Annotated in this window: 19 protein-coding genes; 8 read left to right on the forward strand and 11 right to left on the reverse strand. The window is 67.4% G+C overall.

The genetic code is table 11. From position 1 onward, the window contains the following. Positions 1–15: 15 nt before the first annotated feature. Together KPL74_19435 and KPL74_19440 are read right to left on the reverse strand one after the other, a co-directional pair. A complete protein-coding gene (locus KPL74_19435; protein QWT19907.1) occupies positions 16–726 on the reverse strand; it encodes a molecular chaperone in 711 nt (236 codons plus the stop codon). A gap of 23 nt (positions 727–749) precedes the next feature. Beyond that, positions 750–1,256 carry a spore coat U domain-containing protein gene (locus KPL74_19440; GenBank protein QWT19908.1) on the reverse strand — a complete coding sequence of 169 codons (507 nt, stop codon included), beginning with the start codon at positions 1,254–1,256 and terminating at the stop codon, positions 750–752. A gap of 354 nt (positions 1,257–1,610) precedes the next feature. Between KPL74_19440 and KPL74_19445 the strand changes: the two genes are divergently transcribed. From KPL74_19445 to KPL74_19470, 6 genes are read left to right on the forward strand one after another with little or no spacing between them, the layout of a single operon-like run. After that, on the forward strand, positions 1,611–2,588 hold the full coding sequence (locus KPL74_19445) for an alpha/beta hydrolase (GenBank protein ID QWT19909.1): 978 nt from the start codon (positions 1,611–1,613) through the stop codon (positions 2,586–2,588). A 1-nt stretch (position 2,589) separates the two neighbouring features. After that, positions 2,590–3,000, forward strand: a complete 411-nt coding sequence (locus KPL74_19450) for a hypothetical protein (protein QWT19910.1) — start codon at positions 2,590–2,592, stop codon at positions 2,998–3,000. Further along, positions 2,993–3,187 carry a helix-turn-helix transcriptional regulator gene (locus tag KPL74_19455; protein QWT19911.1) on the forward strand — a complete coding sequence of 65 codons (195 nt, stop codon included), beginning with the start codon at positions 2,993–2,995 and terminating at the stop codon, positions 3,185–3,187. The genes KPL74_19450 and KPL74_19455 overlap by 8 nt, the downstream gene beginning before the upstream one ends. A 4-nt stretch (positions 3,188–3,191) precedes the next feature. Continuing rightward, entirely contained in the window at positions 3,192–4,772 is a 1,581-nt protein-coding gene (locus KPL74_19460; GenBank protein QWT19912.1) for an alpha/beta hydrolase, read from the forward strand. Beyond that, on the forward strand, positions 4,769–5,503 hold the full coding sequence (locus tag KPL74_19465) for an ATP-binding cassette domain-containing protein (GenBank protein QWT19913.1): 735 nt from the start codon (positions 4,769–4,771) through the stop codon (positions 5,501–5,503). The genes KPL74_19460 and KPL74_19465 overlap by 4 nt, the downstream gene beginning before the upstream one ends. Further along, positions 5,500–6,675, forward strand: coding sequence for an ABC transporter permease (locus KPL74_19470; GenBank protein ID QWT19914.1), 1,176 nt, complete (start codon positions 5,500–5,502; stop codon positions 6,673–6,675). Before KPL74_19465 ends, KPL74_19470 begins: the two co-directional genes overlap by 4 nt. Positions 6,676–6,796: 121 nt before the next feature. On the opposite strand, the gene KPL74_19475 is transcribed toward KPL74_19470, so the two are convergent. Then, the gene (locus tag KPL74_19475) at positions 6,797–8,911 is read right to left on the reverse strand and encodes a TonB-dependent receptor (protein ID QWT19915.1); all 2,115 of its coding nucleotides are present in this window, start codon (positions 8,909–8,911) and stop codon (positions 6,797–6,799) included. Between the two features lie 125 nt (positions 8,912–9,036). On the opposite strand from KPL74_19475, the gene KPL74_19480 reads away from it, so the two are divergent. Further along, positions 9,037–9,876, forward strand: coding sequence for a hypothetical protein (locus KPL74_19480; protein QWT19916.1), 840 nt, complete (start codon positions 9,037–9,039; stop codon positions 9,874–9,876). A gap of 1 nt (position 9,877) precedes the next feature. Continuing rightward, entirely contained in the window at positions 9,878–10,414 is a 537-nt protein-coding gene (locus tag KPL74_19485) for a pseudouridine synthase (protein QWT19917.1), read from the forward strand. 177 nt (positions 10,415–10,591) lie between these two features. Here the strand turns inward: KPL74_19485 and dgoD are convergent, their stop codons facing one another. From dgoD to KPL74_19525, 8 genes are read right to left on the reverse strand one after another with little or no spacing between them, the layout of a single operon-like run. Beyond that, the gene (dgoD, locus tag KPL74_19490; GenBank protein ID QWT19918.1) at positions 10,592–11,743 is read right to left on the reverse strand and encodes a galactonate dehydratase; all 1,152 of its coding nucleotides are present in this window, start codon (positions 11,741–11,743) and stop codon (positions 10,592–10,594) included. A 2-nt stretch (positions 11,744–11,745) separates the two neighbouring features. Then, complete coding sequence (locus KPL74_19495; protein QWT19919.1) at positions 11,746–12,357, reverse strand: 2-dehydro-3-deoxy-6-phosphogalactonate aldolase; 612 nt, start codon at positions 12,355–12,357, stop codon at positions 11,746–11,748. 4 nt (positions 12,358–12,361) lie between these two features. Continuing rightward, positions 12,362–13,171 carry an SDR family oxidoreductase gene (locus KPL74_19500; protein QWT19920.1) on the reverse strand — a complete coding sequence of 270 codons (810 nt, stop codon included), beginning with the start codon at positions 13,169–13,171 and terminating at the stop codon, positions 12,362–12,364. After that, positions 13,168–14,061: an SMP-30/gluconolactonase/LRE family protein gene (locus KPL74_19505; protein ID QWT19921.1), complete on the reverse strand. Its 894-nt coding sequence runs from the start codon at positions 14,059–14,061 to the stop codon at positions 13,168–13,170. Before KPL74_19505 ends, KPL74_19500 begins: the two co-directional genes overlap by 4 nt. Continuing rightward, the gene (gene araH, locus KPL74_19510) at positions 14,061–15,062 is read right to left on the reverse strand and encodes an L-arabinose ABC transporter permease AraH (protein QWT19922.1); all 1,002 of its coding nucleotides are present in this window, start codon (positions 15,060–15,062) and stop codon (positions 14,061–14,063) included. Before araH ends, KPL74_19505 begins: the two co-directional genes overlap by 1 nt. After that, a complete protein-coding gene (araG, locus tag KPL74_19515; protein ID QWT19923.1) occupies positions 15,059–16,600 on the reverse strand; it encodes an L-arabinose ABC transporter ATP-binding protein AraG in 1,542 nt (513 codons plus the stop codon). Before araG ends, araH begins: the two co-directional genes overlap by 4 nt. After that, positions 16,600–17,592: an arabinose ABC transporter substrate-binding protein gene (locus tag KPL74_19520; protein QWT19924.1), complete on the reverse strand. Its 993-nt coding sequence runs from the start codon at positions 17,590–17,592 to the stop codon at positions 16,600–16,602. The genes araG and KPL74_19520 overlap by 1 nt, the downstream gene beginning before the upstream one ends. A gap of 26 nt (positions 17,593–17,618) precedes the next feature. Next, positions 17,619–18,617 (reverse strand): 2-dehydro-3-deoxygalactonokinase, encoded by a 999-nt coding sequence (locus tag KPL74_19525; protein ID QWT19925.1) that lies wholly within the window; start codon positions 18,615–18,617, stop codon positions 17,619–17,621. Between the last annotated feature and the right edge of the window lie 20 nt (positions 18,618–18,637).

Here is an 18,637-nt window from a genome sequence, read left to right on the forward strand (position 1 = left end):
TTGAGGGCGAGGACGCTAGCGGCTGCCCGCGTCCACGACCAGGGTCGACTCGCTCGCCTCACCATTGATCCTCGCGCGTAGGGCGCCGGCATGGCTCACGCCATCCGGCAGGTGCCAGGCCATCGTGCTGCCCGGCAGGACATAGCCGACCAGTCCAGGCAACAGCGCGGTGCGCGCGCCTGCCCCAGCCTGGGTGACATCGGCGATCTGGGCATGCCCCTTGCCGCTGTTGGTAATGCGTAGCGATGCACCGGCGCCGGTGTCCTCGACGCTACTCGCCAGCGTGGCGTCCACGCTGGGATCGCCCGCCGGCGCGAGGAAAACGGGCACCGAATAGCGCAAGACGAATTTCAGGCCACCCTTGTCCACGTCGCCGACGGGCAGCTCGTCCACCACCACCCGGTAAGCCACTTCGGTGCCATCCGTCGGCGCCGGCACCTGGCGAATCACGCGCACCAGCTGGCGATCGCCCGGCGCGATCGCGGTGATCGGCGGACTGACCACGAGGTCGTGCGACGCTTCGAGCACGTCCCTGCCGTCGGCCTGGGTCCAGCGGAACACGCGGACCTGGGCATGCAGCGGTTCGCTGCCGGTGTTGGTGAGCCACAGCGCCTGTGCCGGTTCCTTCGCGGCGATGTGCAAGCCGATCGGCGATACCTGCAGGCCACTGGCGAACGCCGTCGGCATGGCCATGCCCATCGCGACGGACGCGATAGCCAGGGCCATCCGCAGCGCGCGCCGGATCATCGTCAGTAGGTGATCGTCGCGGTGATCACGTCGGCATAGGAGCCGGCGGGGAAGTTGGCCGAGGGCACGCGGCCGAACACGGGCAGCGTCTGTACGGTGCCGCTGCCCGTACCTGCGAACACATTGCCGCCGGTGCCGGTGGTGCTGCCCCAGACGTCGGCGGCGGTGCGCGAGGCGGCACGGTAAAGCTGGTAGGGCACCAGCGCCGTACCGTTGCTCATCTTCCGTGTGTTCGCGTCGGTGCCGTTCTGGCCGTTATCCAGCGCGATGGTGTAGGGCGCGCTGGGCGTGCAATTGACGTTGAGCGCGCCCTGGTTCTCCACGTTGGTGGCCGTCGACGGCTGGGTGCCGAAGTTCACGTCGGTCGGCGCCGTGGTGCTGATGTCGCACGCAGCCGTGATGGTGACGCGCACGTTGAACGTCGTGGTGGCCGTGGCGGCATGTGCGCTGCCAGCGACGACGGCGAGGGTGGCGGCGACGGTGAAGGAAAGGCTGCGGAACATGGACATGGCGTGGGTCTCCTGGACTCCTGTCACGGCGAATGCGTCGTGACGTGTTCCCGACGGTTGCAAGGATCGGGTACGACGCAGGCGTCGAGGGGGGAAATTCACGCTCTGCTGCCGCTTCGACATACAGGTGCCGAAACCGCTCAGGATATTGTCAAGCGAGCTTGACACCGGGCGACCGGCTGGCCCACAGTCGGGTCACCGCGGACAGGTGGGGCACAGGGGGCTGGCTGACGCTGCGCGTCGCCTTTCGCCCGGCGGCGTCGGGATCCCGGCACCGGGTGACGCAGTTCACGAAAAAAGTGTGTAAAGGACGCTTGACACGGGGATGGCGACGGGCGCAGGATGATGTCAAGCGTGCTTGACACGCTCCACGCCTACGAAGAGAGGTTCGCCATGTCGTACCGCATCGTCTTCCGCGCCGCCGCCTTGCTGATGGCCGCCGCCGTTGCCTCCACCCTGCATGCCGCCACGCCGGCCGCCCACCCCGCCGCGAGCGCCATGGCGCCCGTCCAGGCCGGCACGCTCAAGGTCGAGCGGCATGGTTCGGCCGGCCGCCCGGTCATCCTCATTCCCGGTCTCGCCGGCGGCCCCTGGGTATGGAAGGACACGATCGCCGACCTGGAGAAAACCCACGTCGTCTACGCGGTCACCCTGGCCGGGTTCGACGGCACGCCGGCACCGTCCGCGGACGGTAACTGGATGGACCGGGCCGACGACTCGCTGGCCGACTTCATCCGCCAGAACCACATCGACAAGCCGGTGATCGTCGGCCACAGCCTGGGCGGCACGCTGGCCTTGCGCTTCGCCGGACGCCATCCCGAGCTCACCGGTGCGGTGGTCGCGGTCGATGGCCTGCCGATCTTCCCGGGCATGGAACGGGTGACGGCCGAACAGCGCGCCGCGATCGCCGCCAGCCTCAAGGCCAAGACCGAAAGCGCCACGCCGGATGAATTCAAGGCGCAGCAGCTGGCTTACATGCAGGCGATCGGCACGCTCGATCCGGCCACCGCCGCGCGGGTGGCGCCGTTGAACGCACGCAGCGACCAGAAGGCCGTGGCGCGCTACATGGCCGAAGACGCCGGCGCCGACTTCCGTCCCGAACTGAAGGCCGCGACGGCACCGATCCTGGAGATCACCGCTTACTCGGACAAGGATGCGCAGGCCGGCCCGATGAAGATCACCCAGGACCAGAAGGTGGCCTACTACACCGCGCTGCTGGCCGATGCGCCGAACGCCCGTGTCATCGCGCTGGCGCCCTCGCGGCACTATGTCATGCTCGACCAGCCCGTCGCCTTCGGCAAGGCGCTCAACGACTTCATCGGAGCCCACTGACATGGCGATGCGTGCCGTCCACAAGCGCTACCTGCGCGAATTCTTCCCTGCGATGTTCGCCTACGTCGTGCTCATCCTGGGCTCGGTGTACTGGCTGAGAACCCTCGATGGCACGCTGGCCCGTGCCGTGGTCACGATCGTGCCGGTGATCCCCATCGCCTTCGTGATCCGCGCGATGGTCCGGGTCATCCGCGACCAGGACGAATTCGAACGGCGGATCGACCTCGAAGCCATCGCCATCGCTGGCGCGCTGGGCTGCTTCGGTTTCCTCACCTACGGCTTCCTGCTCAACGCGAAGGTGCTGCCGGAGCCGACCGGGGCGACGGTGGCGATCTGGGTCTTCCCGGTGCTGATGGGCCTGTTCGGCATCATCAAGTGCGCCGTCCGCATGCACTACCGCAGCAATGAATAACCGGGTCCGCGAGTTGCGCACGGCGCTCGGCTGGTCGCAGGCCGACCTCGGCGAACACCTGGATGTGTCGCGCCAGACGGTCAATGCGATCGAGACCGGCAAATACGATCCGAGCCTGCCGCTGGCGTTCAAGATCGCCCGGCTGTTCGCCCAATCCATCGAATCCATCTTCACGCCCGGGGAATGACGGCATGAAACGCGCTCCACGCTTCGCCATCGTCGTTGCGATCCTCGTCGCCGCCTTCGCCGGCCGCCACGTGGTCCACCGCGATGCCAACGCCGCCGCCACCGTGCCCGCGCCTGCCGCGAGCGCCGCGCCCGCCGTGGCGGCGCCGGCCGGGCCGCCACGCAGCTGGACGCTGGGTTCGTTGCAGCTGCATCCGTGCGAGCTGGGCCAGCCGCACACCGGCCTGTCCACGGCCGCATGGTGCGCACCGTTCCAGGTGCCGGAAGACCGCGAGCATCCGGAAGGCCGCAAGCTCGACCTGCGCCTCGCCATCGTACGCAGCAGCGCACAGGTGCCAGCATCCGACGTCGTCGTGTTCCTCGCCGGTGGCCCCGGCCAGGCGGCCACGGAGACCTATGCCAGCGTCGCGCCGGCGATGGGTCCATTGCTGGCCCATCGCAACGTCCTGCTGCTGGACCAGCGCGGCACCGGCGGCTCGCATCCGCTCAGCTGCCGCGACGGCGACGACCACGACGTTCCCGGCGGCGCGGAGGAAAGTCGTGGCGTAGACATGGACGCGGTGCGCAAGGAAACGAAGCACTGCCTCGATGGCCTTTCCGCGCAGGCGGACGTGCGCTTCTACACGACCACGGATGCCGTGGCCGACCTCGACGACGTGCGCAAGGCGATCGGCTCGCCGAAGTTCGACCTGCTGGGCGTGTCGTACGGCACGCGCGTCGCCCAGCAGTTCGCGATGCGCCACCCCGACGGCGTTCGCAGCATCGTGCTCGATGGCATCGCACCCAATGCCCTGGTGCTGGGCGAAGATTTCGCGGTGAACCTGGACGCGGCGCTGAAGGCGCAGTTCGCCCGTTGCACCAACGACGAAGCCTGCCGCGCGCGCTTCGCCGATCCCTACCAGACCCTTTACCAGCTGCGTGACGCGCTGCGTGCGAACCCGCACAAGGTCACCTTCCGCGATCCGCAGAACTACGCATCGACCCAGCGGGTGCTCAGTGAATACGCACTGGCCACCGTGGTCCGCATGTTCGCCTACTCGCCGGAGACGGCGGCGCTGCTGCCGTTGTCGATCGATGCGGCGGCGCGGGGCGACGTCGGCCCGCTGCTCGGCCAGGCCAAGCTGCTGACGGGCGACCTCGGCGACACCATGGATGGCGGCATGCAGTATTCGGTGATCTGTTCCGAAGACGCCGACCTGCTCACGTCACGCCCGCAGGACAAGGACACGATCCTCGGCGACAACATGATCGAAGCCTTCCGCGCCGCGTGCTCGGTGTGGCCGCATGGCAAGCGCCCCGCCGACTTCCACCAGCCGCTGCGCAGCGACCTGCCGGCCCTGCTGATGTCGGGCGAGTACGACCCGGTGACGCCGCCGCGCTACGGCGACGAGGTACTGAAGGGCCTGCCCAACGGACGCCACCTGGTCTTGAAGGGGCAGGGCCACAACGTGGTGGCACGCGGTTGCATGCCGCGCCTGTTGAACGACTTCATCGACAAGGCCGACGCGAAGTCGCTGGACACGACGTGCCTGGAACGACTCACCCCGCAACCCGTGTTCGTCGGATTCAACGGAGCCACGCCATGATCGAGGTAAAGGACCTGCACAAGGCGTTCGGCGAGGTGCGCGCGGTGGGCGGCGTGAGCTTCACGGCACGCGACGGCGAAATCACCGGCCTGCTCGGCCCCAACGGCGCGGGCAAGACGACCACGCTGCGCATGCTCTACACGCTGATGAAGCCCGACGCCGGCCAGGTGCTGGTCGACGGCATCGACGCCGCACAGGACCCGGTCTCGGTGCGCCGCCGGCTCGGCGTGCTACCGGACGCCCGTGGCCTCTACAAGCGACTCACCGCGCTGGAAAACATCACCTACTTTGGCCGCCTGCAGGGCATGGACGAGGCAGCGATCGCCCAGCGCCGCGAGGCGCTCGTCGATGCGCTGGAGATGCGCGACATTGCCAACCGGCGCACCGAAGGCTTCTCGCAGGGCCAGCGGGTGAAGACGGCGATCGCCCGCGCCCTGGTCCACGATCCGCGCAACGTGCTGCTCGACGAGCCGACCAATGGCCTGGATGTCATGGCCACCCGGGCGATGCGCCGCTTCATGCGCCAGCTGAAGGACGAAGGGCGTTGCGTGCTGTTCTCCAGCCACATCATGCAGGAGGTGGCCGCGCTGTGTGACCGCATCGTGGTGATCGCGCATGGTCGCGTCGTCGCCGACGAATCGCCCGCGGCATTGCTCGAACAGACCGGGGAGGCCAGCCTGGAGGATGCCTTCGTCAGGATCATCGGTACCGACGAGGGGCTCGCCGCATGAATGCGTTCACCGCTGTTTACTGGAAGGAAGTGCGCGAGAACCTGCGCGACCGGCGCACCCTGATCAATGCGCTGATCACCGGGCCGTTGCTGGGGCCGGTGTTGTTCATCATGCTGATGAACGTGATGGTCAACCGCGAACTCGCCCGGGCGGACCAGCCGATCCACGTGCCGGTGATCGGTGCCGACCTCGCGCCGAACTTCGTCAACGCCTTGCGCTCGGCCGGCATCGATGCCCAGCCCGGCGTGGCCGACCCGGAGCGCGCCGTGCACGACATGCGCGCCGACGTGGTCGTCCGCATCGCGCCGGACTACGCCAGCTCGTGGAACAAGGGGCAACCGGTCCAGGTCGAGCTCGTCTACGATTCCTCGCGGCGCGATGCCAACACCACCGTGGCCCGGGTTCGCAGCGTCGTCGAGAACTATGCGCGCCGCGAAGGTGCGATGCGACTGATCGCCCGCGGCCTGTCGCCGACCACGGCGTGGCCCGTGCAGGTGGCCGATCGCGACCAGGCCACCTCGCAATCGCGTTCGGCGCTGATGTTCTCGTTCCTGCCGTACTTCTTCGTGCTCACCGTGTTCATGGGCGGCATGTACCTCGCGATCGACCTCACCGCGGGCGAGCGTGAACGGCAGTCGCTGGAGCCGTTGTTCGTCAACCCGGTGGCGCGCTGGAAGATCCTGGCGGGCAAGCTCGCCGCGATCTGCACGTTCTCGATCATCAGCCTGCTGCTCAGCGTCACCGCGTTTTCCACGGCACCGTGGTTCATCCCGACCGAGAAGCTCGGCATCGTGCTCGACCTCGGCCTGCGCTTCGGCAGCCAGGTGGTGCTGTTGATGCTCCCGCTGATCGTGTTGCTGGCCGCGCTGCAGTCGCTGGTCTCGGCGTTCGCCAAGAGCTATCGCGAGGCGCAGACCTATCTGTCGATCCTGATGCTGATTCCGATCCTGCCCAGTGCCCTGCTCTCGGTGATCCCGGTCAAGCCGGAGCCGTGGATGTATGCAGTGCCGCTGCTCGGGCAGAACCTCGGCATCGTGCAGCTGCTGCGCGGCGACGGGATCACGGGGCAGGAGCTGGGGCTGTGCCTTGTTGGCGGTTTCGCGGCGGCAGCGATCGCCGTGTGGGCCACGGCGATGATGTATCGCTCGGAGCGCCTGGCGATTTCGGCATAAGCGATCGCGCGCAGCCCCGCCCCAACAAGGTGACGACGCCCTTGTAGGAGCGCGCCTGCGCGCGAAAACAAACCACGGCGCCGCCGCCACAACCGATTAACGTGCCCGCGCCCGATGTTGTTTAACGCCAGCGCACATCCACCCCAACCAACAACGTCCGCCCCGGCGCCGGCTCGAAATACCGTCCATTGCCATCGTTGACGATCACCGACCCGATCACATGCCGGTCGGCGAGGTTGTCGACCCGGGCGAAGGTATTCACCCGCCACGGCCCGTTGTCGAAGATGTAGCCGCCCGACAGGCCGAACAGCGCATAGCCCGGCGCCACCGCCGTGCCGAGGTCGTTGGCCGAGGTGGAACCCATCGCGTTCATGTCGAGGCCCGCCTGCAGGCCGGTCTCGCCGCCGTACTTCAACGCGGCATAGCCCATCGAGCGCGGCACCCCGGGGATGCGCGTACCGGCGCCCACCGGCGTGTTGGGTGTCCCGCAACCGGCCGAGACGCAGGTGAGGAACGGCGAACGGAAGCTCGCTTGCAGGTGGGTGTAGGCAGCGACCAGGTGCAGGTCATGCGCGAATTCGTCGTCGAACGACGCTTCCACGCCCTGGCGACGCGAGCTGGCGATGTTCTGGTAGGTGGTGCGGCCGCCGACGTTGGTGGCCACGGCCAGTTCGTTGTCGCTGTCGGCGCGGAACACGGCCACGCCGGCCTGGATGGCGTCCGTCGGGCGCAGCTTGATGCCCAGCTCGGTGTTCTTCGAGCGCGACGGCTTCAGGTCGAAGGCGAGGCCCGCGCCACCATCCGCGCGATAGCCCAGTTCGGAGAAGGTCGGCGTCTCGAAGCCACGTCCCCAGTTCGCGTAGACGTGCGCCCAGGACGCGGCGCGCCACAACACGCCGAACACCGGCGTGGTCGAGGCATAGCGCTGGGTACCGCTATCGTCGGGATTGCCGGGCGCGATGTAACGGTCGCTGGAATCGAAATGGACGTCGCTGTGGCGCACGCCACCCATCAGCGTCCATGCATCCGCGACCCGCCAGGTCGCCTGGGCGTACTGGTCGAAATCGAACACGCGGTCGATCTCGTCGCGGCGTTTGTCGCCACGCACGCCGAGCACGCTGCCGTCGAAGTTCTCATAGCCCTGGCGATGCTGGTGCTGGTTGTCGTAGGCGATGCCCGCGGCGAGCTCGAACGGCCGGCCGAGCAGCTCGTTGCGCCACGTCCAGCGCGCGTCGCCGCCGCCGTAGGCGTTACCCAGGTCGACCACGCCGCCGGAGTTACCCGGCTGGGCGGCCTGCGTCGCCACCGGGATCGACAGGTACTGGGTGACCGTGCGCTTTCCGTAATAGGTCATCACGCGCAGGCTGTTCGAATCGTCGATGCGCTGGTCGTAGATCAGGCCTGCCTGCTGCTGGTCGGCCGATTTGCGGGTGTTGAAGGTATCGGCCACGGTGGCGACCTGGCGCGGGTCCGCGTGGAACTGGGCCTTGGTCAGGCCGAGCGAATCCTGCGCGCCGGGGATGTCGACCGCATTGAGCACGAGGGTGAGCTTGCGGTCGTCGTCGATCTTCCAGCCCAGCTTGGCGTTGCCCGATTCGCGCCGCGCGGCGCTGTGGTCGCGGTAACCGCTGGTGCGGAAGTGGCTGAAGTCGACGTTGTAGTCGACCGGGCCTTCCACGCCACGCGCGTTCACCGAGCTGCGGAACACGCCGTTGCTGCCACCGGCGATGCCGAAGCGCAGCTCCGCCGGCTCGGTGCCATCCGCCGTGAAGAGCTGGATCACGCCGCCCGAGGCGTTGCCGTAGAGGGCGGAGAACGGCCCGCGCAGCACCTCGACCCGTTCGGCGGAATCGAGGTTGAAGTGGGTGACCTGGCCCTGGCCGTCGGGCATCGTCGCCGGGATGCCGTCGGTAAAGAGGCGGATGCCGCGGATGCCGAAGGTGGAGCGTGCGCCGAAGCCACGGATCGAGATCTGTGCGTCCTGCGCGTAGTTCTGCCGGTCGCGCGCGGTCACGCCGGGGATCGATTGCAGGCGCTCGGACAGGTTCACGTCCAGCGTGCCGTCCGGCGGGGTCTGCACCGAATCGATCGCCGCGGGGATGTCGTAGGGCGACTGCGCGCTACGGGTGGCGGTGACGACCACTGGCGCAAGCGGCGCGGCCTGTTGCGCCGCGGCAGGGGCCGCCAGGGCAACGAGCAGGGCGCCCGCGAGTGGACGGACGTGGGGGAGGGGCATGGGGGTTCGTCCCGGGGGGAGATACGCATGATGCTGGCGCACGCGTGAGTGTTATCGCAAGGCACACGTCGTCGCAGTGGCGCCGTGATAGCCTTCCGGCCCTATCCCCACGCCTGGTCGTCGCCATGAAGAAGCTCTTCCTTGCAGGTCTCATCGGTCTCACCCTTCCGGCCGCGGCCATGGCGTTCGACGCCGACCAGCCGGCCCAGGCCACGCCGCCGGCCAGCGCGAGCCAGGCCGCCGCCGGCCAGCTCGACCAGGCTGTCGCCGGCAGCTGGCGCACCCCGGAAAACAAGGCGCGCGACGTCTATCGCCACCCGAAGGAGACGCTGGCGTTCTTCGGCATCCGCCCGGACATGACCGTGATCGAGATCTGGCCGTCCGGTGGCTGGTTCACCGAGATCCTTGCGCCGTACCTCAATGCGCACGGGCATTACATCGGCGCGGTGCCGCCAGCGTCGAAGAGCCGCACGGCGCTGGAGAAGAAGTTCTCGTTCGCCCCGCAGCAGTACGGCAACGCGAAGTTCGTCGAGTTCGACAACAAGACCCCGACGCTGGGCCCGGATGGCTCCGCCGACATGGTGCTGACCTTCCGCAACGTGCATAACTGGGCGGCCGACGGCAGCGCCGAGACGATGTTCAAGGCCTTCTTCAAGGTGCTCAAGCCGGGCGGCGTGCTCGGCGTCGAAGACCACCGCGCGGACAAGGGCAAGACCCTCGACCAGGTGGTGAACAGCGGCTACCTGCCGACCGGATACGTGGTCAAGCTCGCCACCGATGCCGGCTTCAAGCTGGATGGGCAGAGCGAGGTCAACGCCAACCCGAAGGACAACCACGACCATCCGAAGGGCGTGTGGACGCTGCCGCCGACCTACGAGCTGGGCGCGCAGGACAAGGCGAAGTACCAGGCCATCGGCGAATCCGACCGGATGACCCTGCGCTTCGTGAAGCCCGCCGCGAAGTAAGGTGCTGGTTGCACTGAACAAACCCTTCGGGGTGCTGTGCCAGTTCACCGACGAAGCCGGCCGGCGCACGCTGGCCGACTTCGTGACGCAGAAGGGCGTTTACGCCGCCGGCCGCCTCGACCACGACAGCGAGGGCCTGCTGCTGTTGACCGACGACGGCCGCTTGCAGCATCGCCTGGCCGACCCGAAGCACAAGCAGCCGAAGACGTACGTGGTGATGGTCGAGGGCACCCCGACCGAGGAAGCGCTGGCGGCATTGCGCCGTGGCGTGGTGTTGAACGACGGGCCGACGCTTCCCGCGGGTGCCGAGCTGATCGACGCGCCCGAGTGGCTATGGCCGCGCGACCCGCCCGTGCGTTTCCGCAAGACGGTCCCGGATGCGTGGTTGCGCATCACGCTGCGCGAAGGGCGCAACCGCCAGGTGCGGCGGATGACGGCGGCGGTGGGGCTGCCGACGTTGCGGCTGATTCGCGAGGCGGTGGGTGATTACCGGCTTGATGGGCTGGCGCCGGGCGAAACCCGTGTAATTGCCGGCTGAATCCCGGATACCACCGTTTTTTTTGTAGGAGCGCACCTGTGCGCGACAGCATGTCGCGATAATGCATCAGGGCCTGATTTCGGATTCACGCAAACATATCAAGGCCTGTTGGATTCGCAAAAAACACAACAGGCCCTGTCCCGCTTTCGCCAAAAGATGTCGCGCGCAGGCGCGCTCCTACCATTCGGCGACGGAGCCGTCGGGGTGGCGCCAGAGGGGGTTGCGCCAGTCCTGCACTTCGCGGCTGCGCGCGATCACCATCGCTTCGTCGACGTCGATGCCCAGGCCCGGCCCGGTGAACGGCTGCGCGTAGCCACCGTCGTCGAGCTTCAGCGCATCCTTGTTGCGCACGTAGTCGAGGACTTCGCCGCCCTTGTTGTAGTGGATGCCCATGCTCTGTTCCTGCAGCGTGGCATTCCAGCTGACGAAGTCGACGTGCAGGCACGCGGCCAGCGCGATCGGGCCCAGCGGGCAGTGCGGTGCGAGGGCCACGTCGTAGGCTTCGGCCATGGCGGCGATCTTCACGCACTCGGTGATGCCGCCGGCATGCGACAGGTCCGGCTGCAGGATCGAGATGCCGCCGCGTTCCAGTACGTGCTTGAACTCGTAGCGCGAATACATGCGCTCGCCGGCGGCGATCGGGATCGACGTCTGCTCGGCGATGCGCGGGTAATACTCGGCCTGCTCGGCGAGCACCGGTTCTTCGATGAACAGCGGGCGGAACGGTTCCAGCTCCTTCACCAGTACCTTGGCCATCGGCGCCGACACGCGGCCGTGGAAATCCAGGCCGAATTCGATGGTGTTGCCGAAGGCCTCGCGGATCTCCGCGACCTTGGCCACGGCGGCGTCGACCTGCTTGCTGGACGCGATGATGCCCATCTCCTCGCAGCCATTCATCTTGAAGGTGTCGAAGCCGTGGGCGAGGCGCTCCTTCATCTGCGCGATGATGTCGGCGGGACGATCGCCGCCGACCCAGCAATAGGTCTTCATGCGATCGCGCACGCGCCCACCGAGCAATTCATACACCGGGGCATTGAGCACCTTGCCCTTGATGTCCCACAGGGCCTGGTCGATTCCGGCGATGGCGCTCATGAACACCGCGCCGCCGCGATAGAAGCCACCGCGATACATCGCCTGCCAGAGGTCGTTGATGCGCGAGGGATCCTGCCCGATGACGAACTCGGACAGCTCCTGCACGGCAGCTTCCACCGTGCGCGCGCGGCCTTCGACGACAGGCTCACCCCAGCCGACGACCCCCTCGTCCGTTTCCATTTTCAGGAACATCCAGCGGGGCGGTACGCGGTAGGTAGTGATCTTGGTGACTTTCATGCTTAGACCGATCGGTAGGCTTTGACGAAGGCCTCGGCGCGCTCGCGGGTGCGCGACACGGGCTGGCCCGGCTTGTACAGGTCGCCGCCGAGGCCGGCACCGATGCAGCCGGCATCGAGGAACTGGCCCAGATTGTCGGGGGTCACGCCGCCCACCGCCAGTAGCGGAAGGTCGGGCGGCAACACCGCGCGGATCGCCTTGACGTAGGACGGGCCATAGAGGCTCGCCGGGAACAGCTTCAGCGATTGCGCGCCGGCCTGCAACGCGGCGAACGCTTCGCTGGGCGTGGTGAAGCCGATCGAGGTGTACATGCCGCGTGCGCGGCCCTGGCGGATCACCAGGGGATCGGTATTCGGGGTGACCAGCAGGTGCCCGCCGAGGTCGGCGACGCGGTCGACGTCGGCCGGCGTCAGCACCGTGCCGGCACCGACCAGGGCGCGTTCGCCCGCGGCCTGCACGGCGAGCGGGATGCTGCGCTGCCAGTCGGGCGAGTTCAGCGGCACCTCGATGGCGTCGAAACCGGCGTCGATCAGCGCGTCGACGTGGGCGACCACCTCGTCCGGCGTGATGCCGCGGAGGATGGCGATGAGCGGTAGCGCGGTAGGCCAGGCCATGGGATTACTCGTGGTAAAGCTGTGAACGGCCGCCATCGATGCGGATGTCGGCGGCGTTGATGTAACGGGCTTCGTCGGAGGCGAGGAACAGCGCCGTGTAGGCGATCTCCTCCGGTTCGCCGATACGTTTGTTGGGCAGGATCTCGGTCTGCTTGCGCTTTTCCGCCACCGGGTCGGCGGCCGCGGCGAAGCCGGCCTCGGCGATCGCAGTGAGCACCAGCCCCGGCGAGATCGAGTTCACCCGGATGTTGCGTGCCGCGTATTCGATCCCCAGCGCCTTGGTCAGGCCGACCAGGCCGTGCTTGGCGACGGGGTAGGGGAAGCAATGCGGGATGATCTTGTGGCCGTGCACGGAGGCGATGTTGATGATGCTGCCGCGGCCGAGGCCGAGCATGCCCGGCAGGACGGCCTTCGCGCAGTTCCACGCGCCCTTCAGGTCGACGTCGAAGCAACGCACCCATTCCTCGTCGCTGAGCGCGAGGGGATCGTTGAACACGTTGATGCCCGCGTTATTCACCAGCACGTCCGGCGCGCCAAAGCGTTCCGTCGCGGCGTCGACCATGCGCTGGATGGCGGCCGGGTCGGTCACGTCGGCCTGGAACAGCATCGCGTCCGCGGTGTCCAGCTCCGCCAGGGTCTGGCGTGCCTGGGCGTTGTCTTCGAGCACGTTGAGCACGACCGAGGCGCCGTGCGCGGCAAACAGTTTCGCCGTCGCGGCGCCGATGCCCTGCGTGGCGCCGGTGACGATGGCGACCTTGCCGGCGAGGCGGGGCAGGGGCGTGGTCCGTGGGTCCGCCTTCAACACCGCGCTCATGCAGCGGCCCCGCCGCCATAGCGGGCTTCGGGCAGGCCATGGCCGCGCGGCGGGGTGCCGATGAAGATTGCGCCGTTCTGCGGCTCGGCCTGCAGGCCTGCCTCGTCGATGTTCTGGTTCGCGCTGGTGATCACCATGCGATCCAGTGCCGGGCCGGCGAAGCTGACGCAGCTGGGCTGGCGTGCCGGCAGGTCGATGGTCGCATCGATGCGGCCGTCCGGTGCGTAGCGCACCACGCGCGACGCACCCCATTCGGCATTCCACAGGAAGCCATCGGCGTCGATGGTCGAGCCGTCCGGTTCGAAACCCTTGCGCAACTCGGCGAACACGCGGATGCGATCGACGTCGCCCGTCGCCGCGTCGTAGTCGCAGGCCATGATCTGTGCCGTGGGCGAATCGGTGAAGTACATCGTTTCGCCATCCGGGCTGAAGCAGATGCTGTTGGTGATCGCAGCCTTGGGCAGCGCCAGGCGATGCAGCTGCCCTTCGCGGGTATAGCGCCAGAACGACCCGATCTTCTCCGGCCCGCGTTCGTTCAGCGTGCCGAACACGAGGTTGCCCGCGCGGTCGCAACGGCCATCGTTGGCGCGCGTGCCCAGCAGCTCGGGCTCGATGTCCTCGAGCACCTGTAGCGCGCCGTCGCGGCTGTCGTAGCGCGCCAGCTGTTTTTCCATCGCCAGCAGCAGCACGCCCTTCTCGTGGGTGAGCGCGAAGCAGCAGACCCGTGCGGGCAGCTTTTCCTCGCTGACGTGGCCGGTGGCCGGGTCGTACGCGAACAGTCGCGAGGTGGCGATGTCGGTCCAGCGGACCACGCCGGCCAGGTCGTCCCAGATCACGCCCTCGGCGTGGGCCAGGCGGTGTTCGGAAAGGGGTTTGAAGGTATCGGTCATCAACGGGACTGCCTGCGGTTCTTGAGCTGGTCCACGAGCACGGCGATCAGCAGGATCGCGCCACGGACGAGGTATTGGTAGAAGGCATCGATATTCATGAGGCTCATGGCATTTTGCACAGTGCCCATGATGAGGACGCCAACGAGCACCCCGCTGATGCTGGCCCGGCCGCCCATCAGCGACACGCCGCCCAGCACGCAGGCCGAGATCACGTTCAGCTCGAAGCCCTCGCCCGCATTGGGCTGGCCGCTGGTCATGCGGCTGGCCAGGATGATGCCGGCCAGCGCCGCGACCACGCCCTGGATCAGGAAGATGGCGATGCGCACGCGGTCCACGGCCACGCCGGCCAGCCGCGCGGCGTCGGGGTTGCCACCGATGGCAAGGGTGTTACGGCCATAGATCGTCTTGTTCAGCAGCACGCCGAAGACCACGAAGCAGGCCAGGGTGATCCACACCGGCACCGGCAGGCCGAACAGTTCCAGCGCGCCGAGGGTGAAGAAGGCTTCGCTGGTGACGCCGACAGCCTGGCCCTGCGAGGTGATGAAGGCCAGGCCACGGACGATTTCCATGGTGGCCAGGGTGGTGATCAGGGCATTGATCTTCAGCTTGGCGATGACCGCGCCATTGATCGCGCCGATCACCGCGCCGGCCACGATGCTGGCGCCGATGCCGAGCAGTACGCTGCCCGTGGCATTCGCCACGATCGCGCAGAGCACGCCGGCGAAGGCCACCACCGAACCGACCGACAGGTCGAAATCGCGCGAGGCCAGGCAGAACATCATCGTGCAGGCGACCATGCCGATCTGCGAGACCGACAGGGCCAGGCCGACGACGTTGTCCCAGCTGAAGAAGTACTGCACCGTGACGCTCAGGATGGCGAACAGGGCGACGAAGATGAAGATCAGGCTGTAGTCGTCCACCAGGTGCCAGAACAGCGCGCGGCGGCGGTCGGCCTGGGTGTCCTTGGTGGCGCCGATGGCGGCGGCGTTGGTCTCGGTCATGGCGTTGCGTGTTCCTGGTCGGTGGCGCTGGGGCCTTCGGGAAGTGCGGCGGCGAGGACGTTCTGCTCGTTCGCTTCGCCCCGGGCGAACTGGGCGGTGATGCTGCCGCGGCACATGGTGATGACGCGGTCGGCGACGCCGAGCACTTCCGGTAGCTCGCTGGAGATCATGACCACGGCGACGCCGCGGCCTGCCAGTTCGTACAGCACGTTATAGATTTCGTTCTTGGCACCCACGTCGATGCCGCGCGTGGGTTCGTCCACGATCAGCACGCGCAGGTTCTTCTCGGCCAGCCAGCGCGAGAGCACGGCTTTCTGCTGGTTGCCGCCGGAAAGCAGGCGGATCTCCTGCCGGCGGTGCGGGGTGCGGATGCGCAGGCGTTCGATGAAGGCGTCGGCGGTGCGCGCCTCGTTGCGATCGTTGACGAACAGGCCCGCGGTAAGGTGGTTGCGTCGCGCGCTGATGTTGATGTTCTCGGACACCGAGCGCACGCCGATGATGCCTTCTTCCTTGCGATCTTCCGGGCAGAACACCAGGCCCTGGCGGATCGCATCGCGAATGTGCGAGCCCTTCACCGGCGTGCCGTCGACGGTGACGCTGCCGCCCAGCCGGCGGTCCGCGCCATAGACCACGCGCATGATCTCGGAGCGGCCCGCGCCGACCAGGCCGAAGAAGCCCACGATCTCGCCGGCACGCACGTCGAAGCTGACCGGCTTCTGCACGGCGCGACCACTGACCTCTTTTACCGCAAGGCGCACGGCGCCTAGCTCGCGCGGCTTGTAGCCGAACACGTCGCCGATATCGCGGCCGACCATCTTCTGCACGAGCGTGTCGCGGGTGACGCCTTCGAGCGTGTCGAAGTCGGCGACCTTGCGGCCGTCGCGGAAGATCGTGGCGGCGTCGCATAGCTCGAAGATTTCATCGAGGCGATGCGAGATGTAGATCATCGCCTTGCCCTGCGCCCGCAGGTCGTTGACCAGGCGGAACAGGACCTCGGTTTCGCGGTGCGACAGCGAGCTGGTCGGTTCGTCGAGCGCGAGGATCTTCGCGTCGCGCAGGATCGCCTTGACGATCTCCACCATCTGGCGCTGGCCGATCGACAATGACTTGAGCCTTGCGCGTGGATCCAGGTCGACGCCGAGCGCATCGAGCTTCTCGCGCGTCCACTTCAGCGCCTGCCGGCGATCGACCAGGCCGAACCGCGTCGGCAGGCGGCCAAGCAGCAGGTTTTCCATCACCGACAGTTCGGGGACGTACTGCAATTCCTGGTGGATCACCGCGACGCCGGCGTCGATCGCGTCGGCGGCCTTGCGAAACTGCATCGCCTGGCCGTCGATCGCGACTTCGCCCTCGTCGGGGATGTATTCCCCGCCGAGGATCTTCATCATCGTGGACTTGCCTGCGCCATTCTCGCCGAGCAGGCCGTGCACGCTACCGGCGCGCACGCTGAAGCCCACGTCGCCGAGCGCGCGCACGCCCGGGAAGGTTTTCCCGATATGCCGGAATTCCAGGCGTGGCGCGTTCGTCGTGCTGCTCATCAGAGGCCCATTTCCTTGCGTACTTCAGCAGCGTTCGCCTTGGTGATCAGGCGGCCGGTGGTGAGGGTGAGCGGCGGCGGGGCCTTGTCGTTCTTGATCCACTCGTACATGTCGACCGAGGTCTCGTAGCCATGGCGCTTCGGGCTGATCAGCACGCTGCCGAAGAAGCCGGTGGCCTCGGCCTTGGCGAACTCGTTGAGCGCCGACTTGCTGCCGCCGATACCCACGCCGATCATGTTGTCCGCACGGAAACCGCGGCCTTCGGCGGCACGGACGGCGCCGAGCACGGCCTCGTCGTTCAGGCCGAACGCGATCCAGTGCTTGAACTTCGGGTTCTGCGTGATCGCGATGTTGGCCGCGTTGAACGCGTTCTCGGTGTCGGTCTTCGCTTCCGGCGCGTTGATCACGTTGGCCTTGGGGAAGCCAGCCGCGGTGAGTGCGGTGATGGCACCGTCGGTGCGGTCCTTCGCGGTCGGCAACTGGTCGTAGGAGATGCGCAGGGCACCGGTTTCTTCCGGCTTCCAGCCACGCTTCTTCATCTCGTCGGCGATGGCCTGGCCGACCTGCTCGCCGATCTTGCTCGCCGAGATGCCCATGTGCGGCACGGCTTCGATCGGCTTGCCCGAGCCATCGACGAGGCGGTCGTCCACCGTCATCAGCTTGAGGTGGTTCATCTTCGCCTTGGCGACGATCGACGGACCGAGCTTGACGTCCGGCGTGCAGATGACGAAACCCTGGGCGTGCTGCGACTTCAGGTTATCGATGGCGGTGAGCACCTGGCCGCCGTCCGGCGCACCGATCTTGACGAGGGTGAAGCCCTTTTCCTTCGCGGCCTGCTCGGCGTACTTCCATTCGTCCTGGAACCAGGGCTCCTCGGGCTGCTTCACCACGAAGCCGATCTTCACCGGTTCGTCGGCGGCGAACGCCGGGCTGGCCGTGAAGGCCAGGGCCAGCGCAAGGGCTTTGAAGCCCAGGGCGATCTTCATCTTCATGCGTTCCCTCCTCGGGTGTTTCGTGGTTAGCCAAGCAGCCCGCGGCGGCGGGCAATGGCGATCGCGCCGTGCCCTGCCAGGTCGCTTTGCTCGTCGTCGCCCAGCACCGTCACGGTGCCGGAGAAGAAATCGTCGCCTTCGACCAGCCGCGCGATCGCTTCGCGCAGGATCGGCTTGCCGCTGATGACGAAGCGCGTGCCCGGGCTCATCCGGATCGCGCTGGAATTCTTGAGCGTGAGCAGGTCCGAACCGAGCACCGCGCCAAGCAGGAAGTTGGCGCGGGCGTTGGCGTCGTAGACGGCGAACTGGTCGAGGATGCGCACGCTGAAGCAGGCACGGCCCAGGCCGATCCGCCGCGACGAGGCGGCGCCGGCCAGCAGCATCTCGGGGTCGATGCGTTTGGCGAAGCCGTCCTTGAGCGATCCGGCGAGGATGGTGTCGTGCGAAATCACATGGAGCAGTTCGCCGGCCAGCGTGGTCACGCAGCCTTCGATCCGCTGCTGCGCATCGATGCTGACGAACTTGGAGTGCGAACCCGGCAGCACGATCACGGTCGGCTCGTGCAGGTTCAGTCGCTCGACGAGGGCGAAGGCTTCGGTCTCCTCGCCGCGCATCATGTCCATCGCCTCGCAGTTATGCAGGCCGATGTGTTCCACCGCGTTGCGCACGCCCGGGACGAACCAGATCGGCTCGTGCCAGACGTTGTCCAGGCGCGCCTCGCGCATGGCCCGGGCGAGGTCGTCGATGCCGGCGGTGGCGGTGACGTGCGGAATCTCGCAGAGGCCGACGTTCGAGGTGATCATGCCGGAGGCCAGCACACGCCCGATGTCGCCCTTGGCCAGCCGGGCTTCGGCGAGTGCCTCGGCAATGGTCTCGCGGACGCCGTCTTCCAGCTTCTTCGTATTGCCGGTGATGGCGGTGTCCCGCACGCCGACCTGGGCCGCGGCCTGGCCGACGACCTTGCCGTCTTGCCAGGCGGTCACCCGGGTGTTGGTCGTGCCAGTGTCGATGGTGAGGATGTTCATCGAGGGTCCGTTCTTAAGCG

The sequence above is a fragment of the Bacillus sp. NP157 genome, from assembly GCA_018889975.1.
Taxonomy (GTDB): Bacteria; Pseudomonadota; Gammaproteobacteria; order Xanthomonadales; family Rhodanobacteraceae; genus Luteibacter.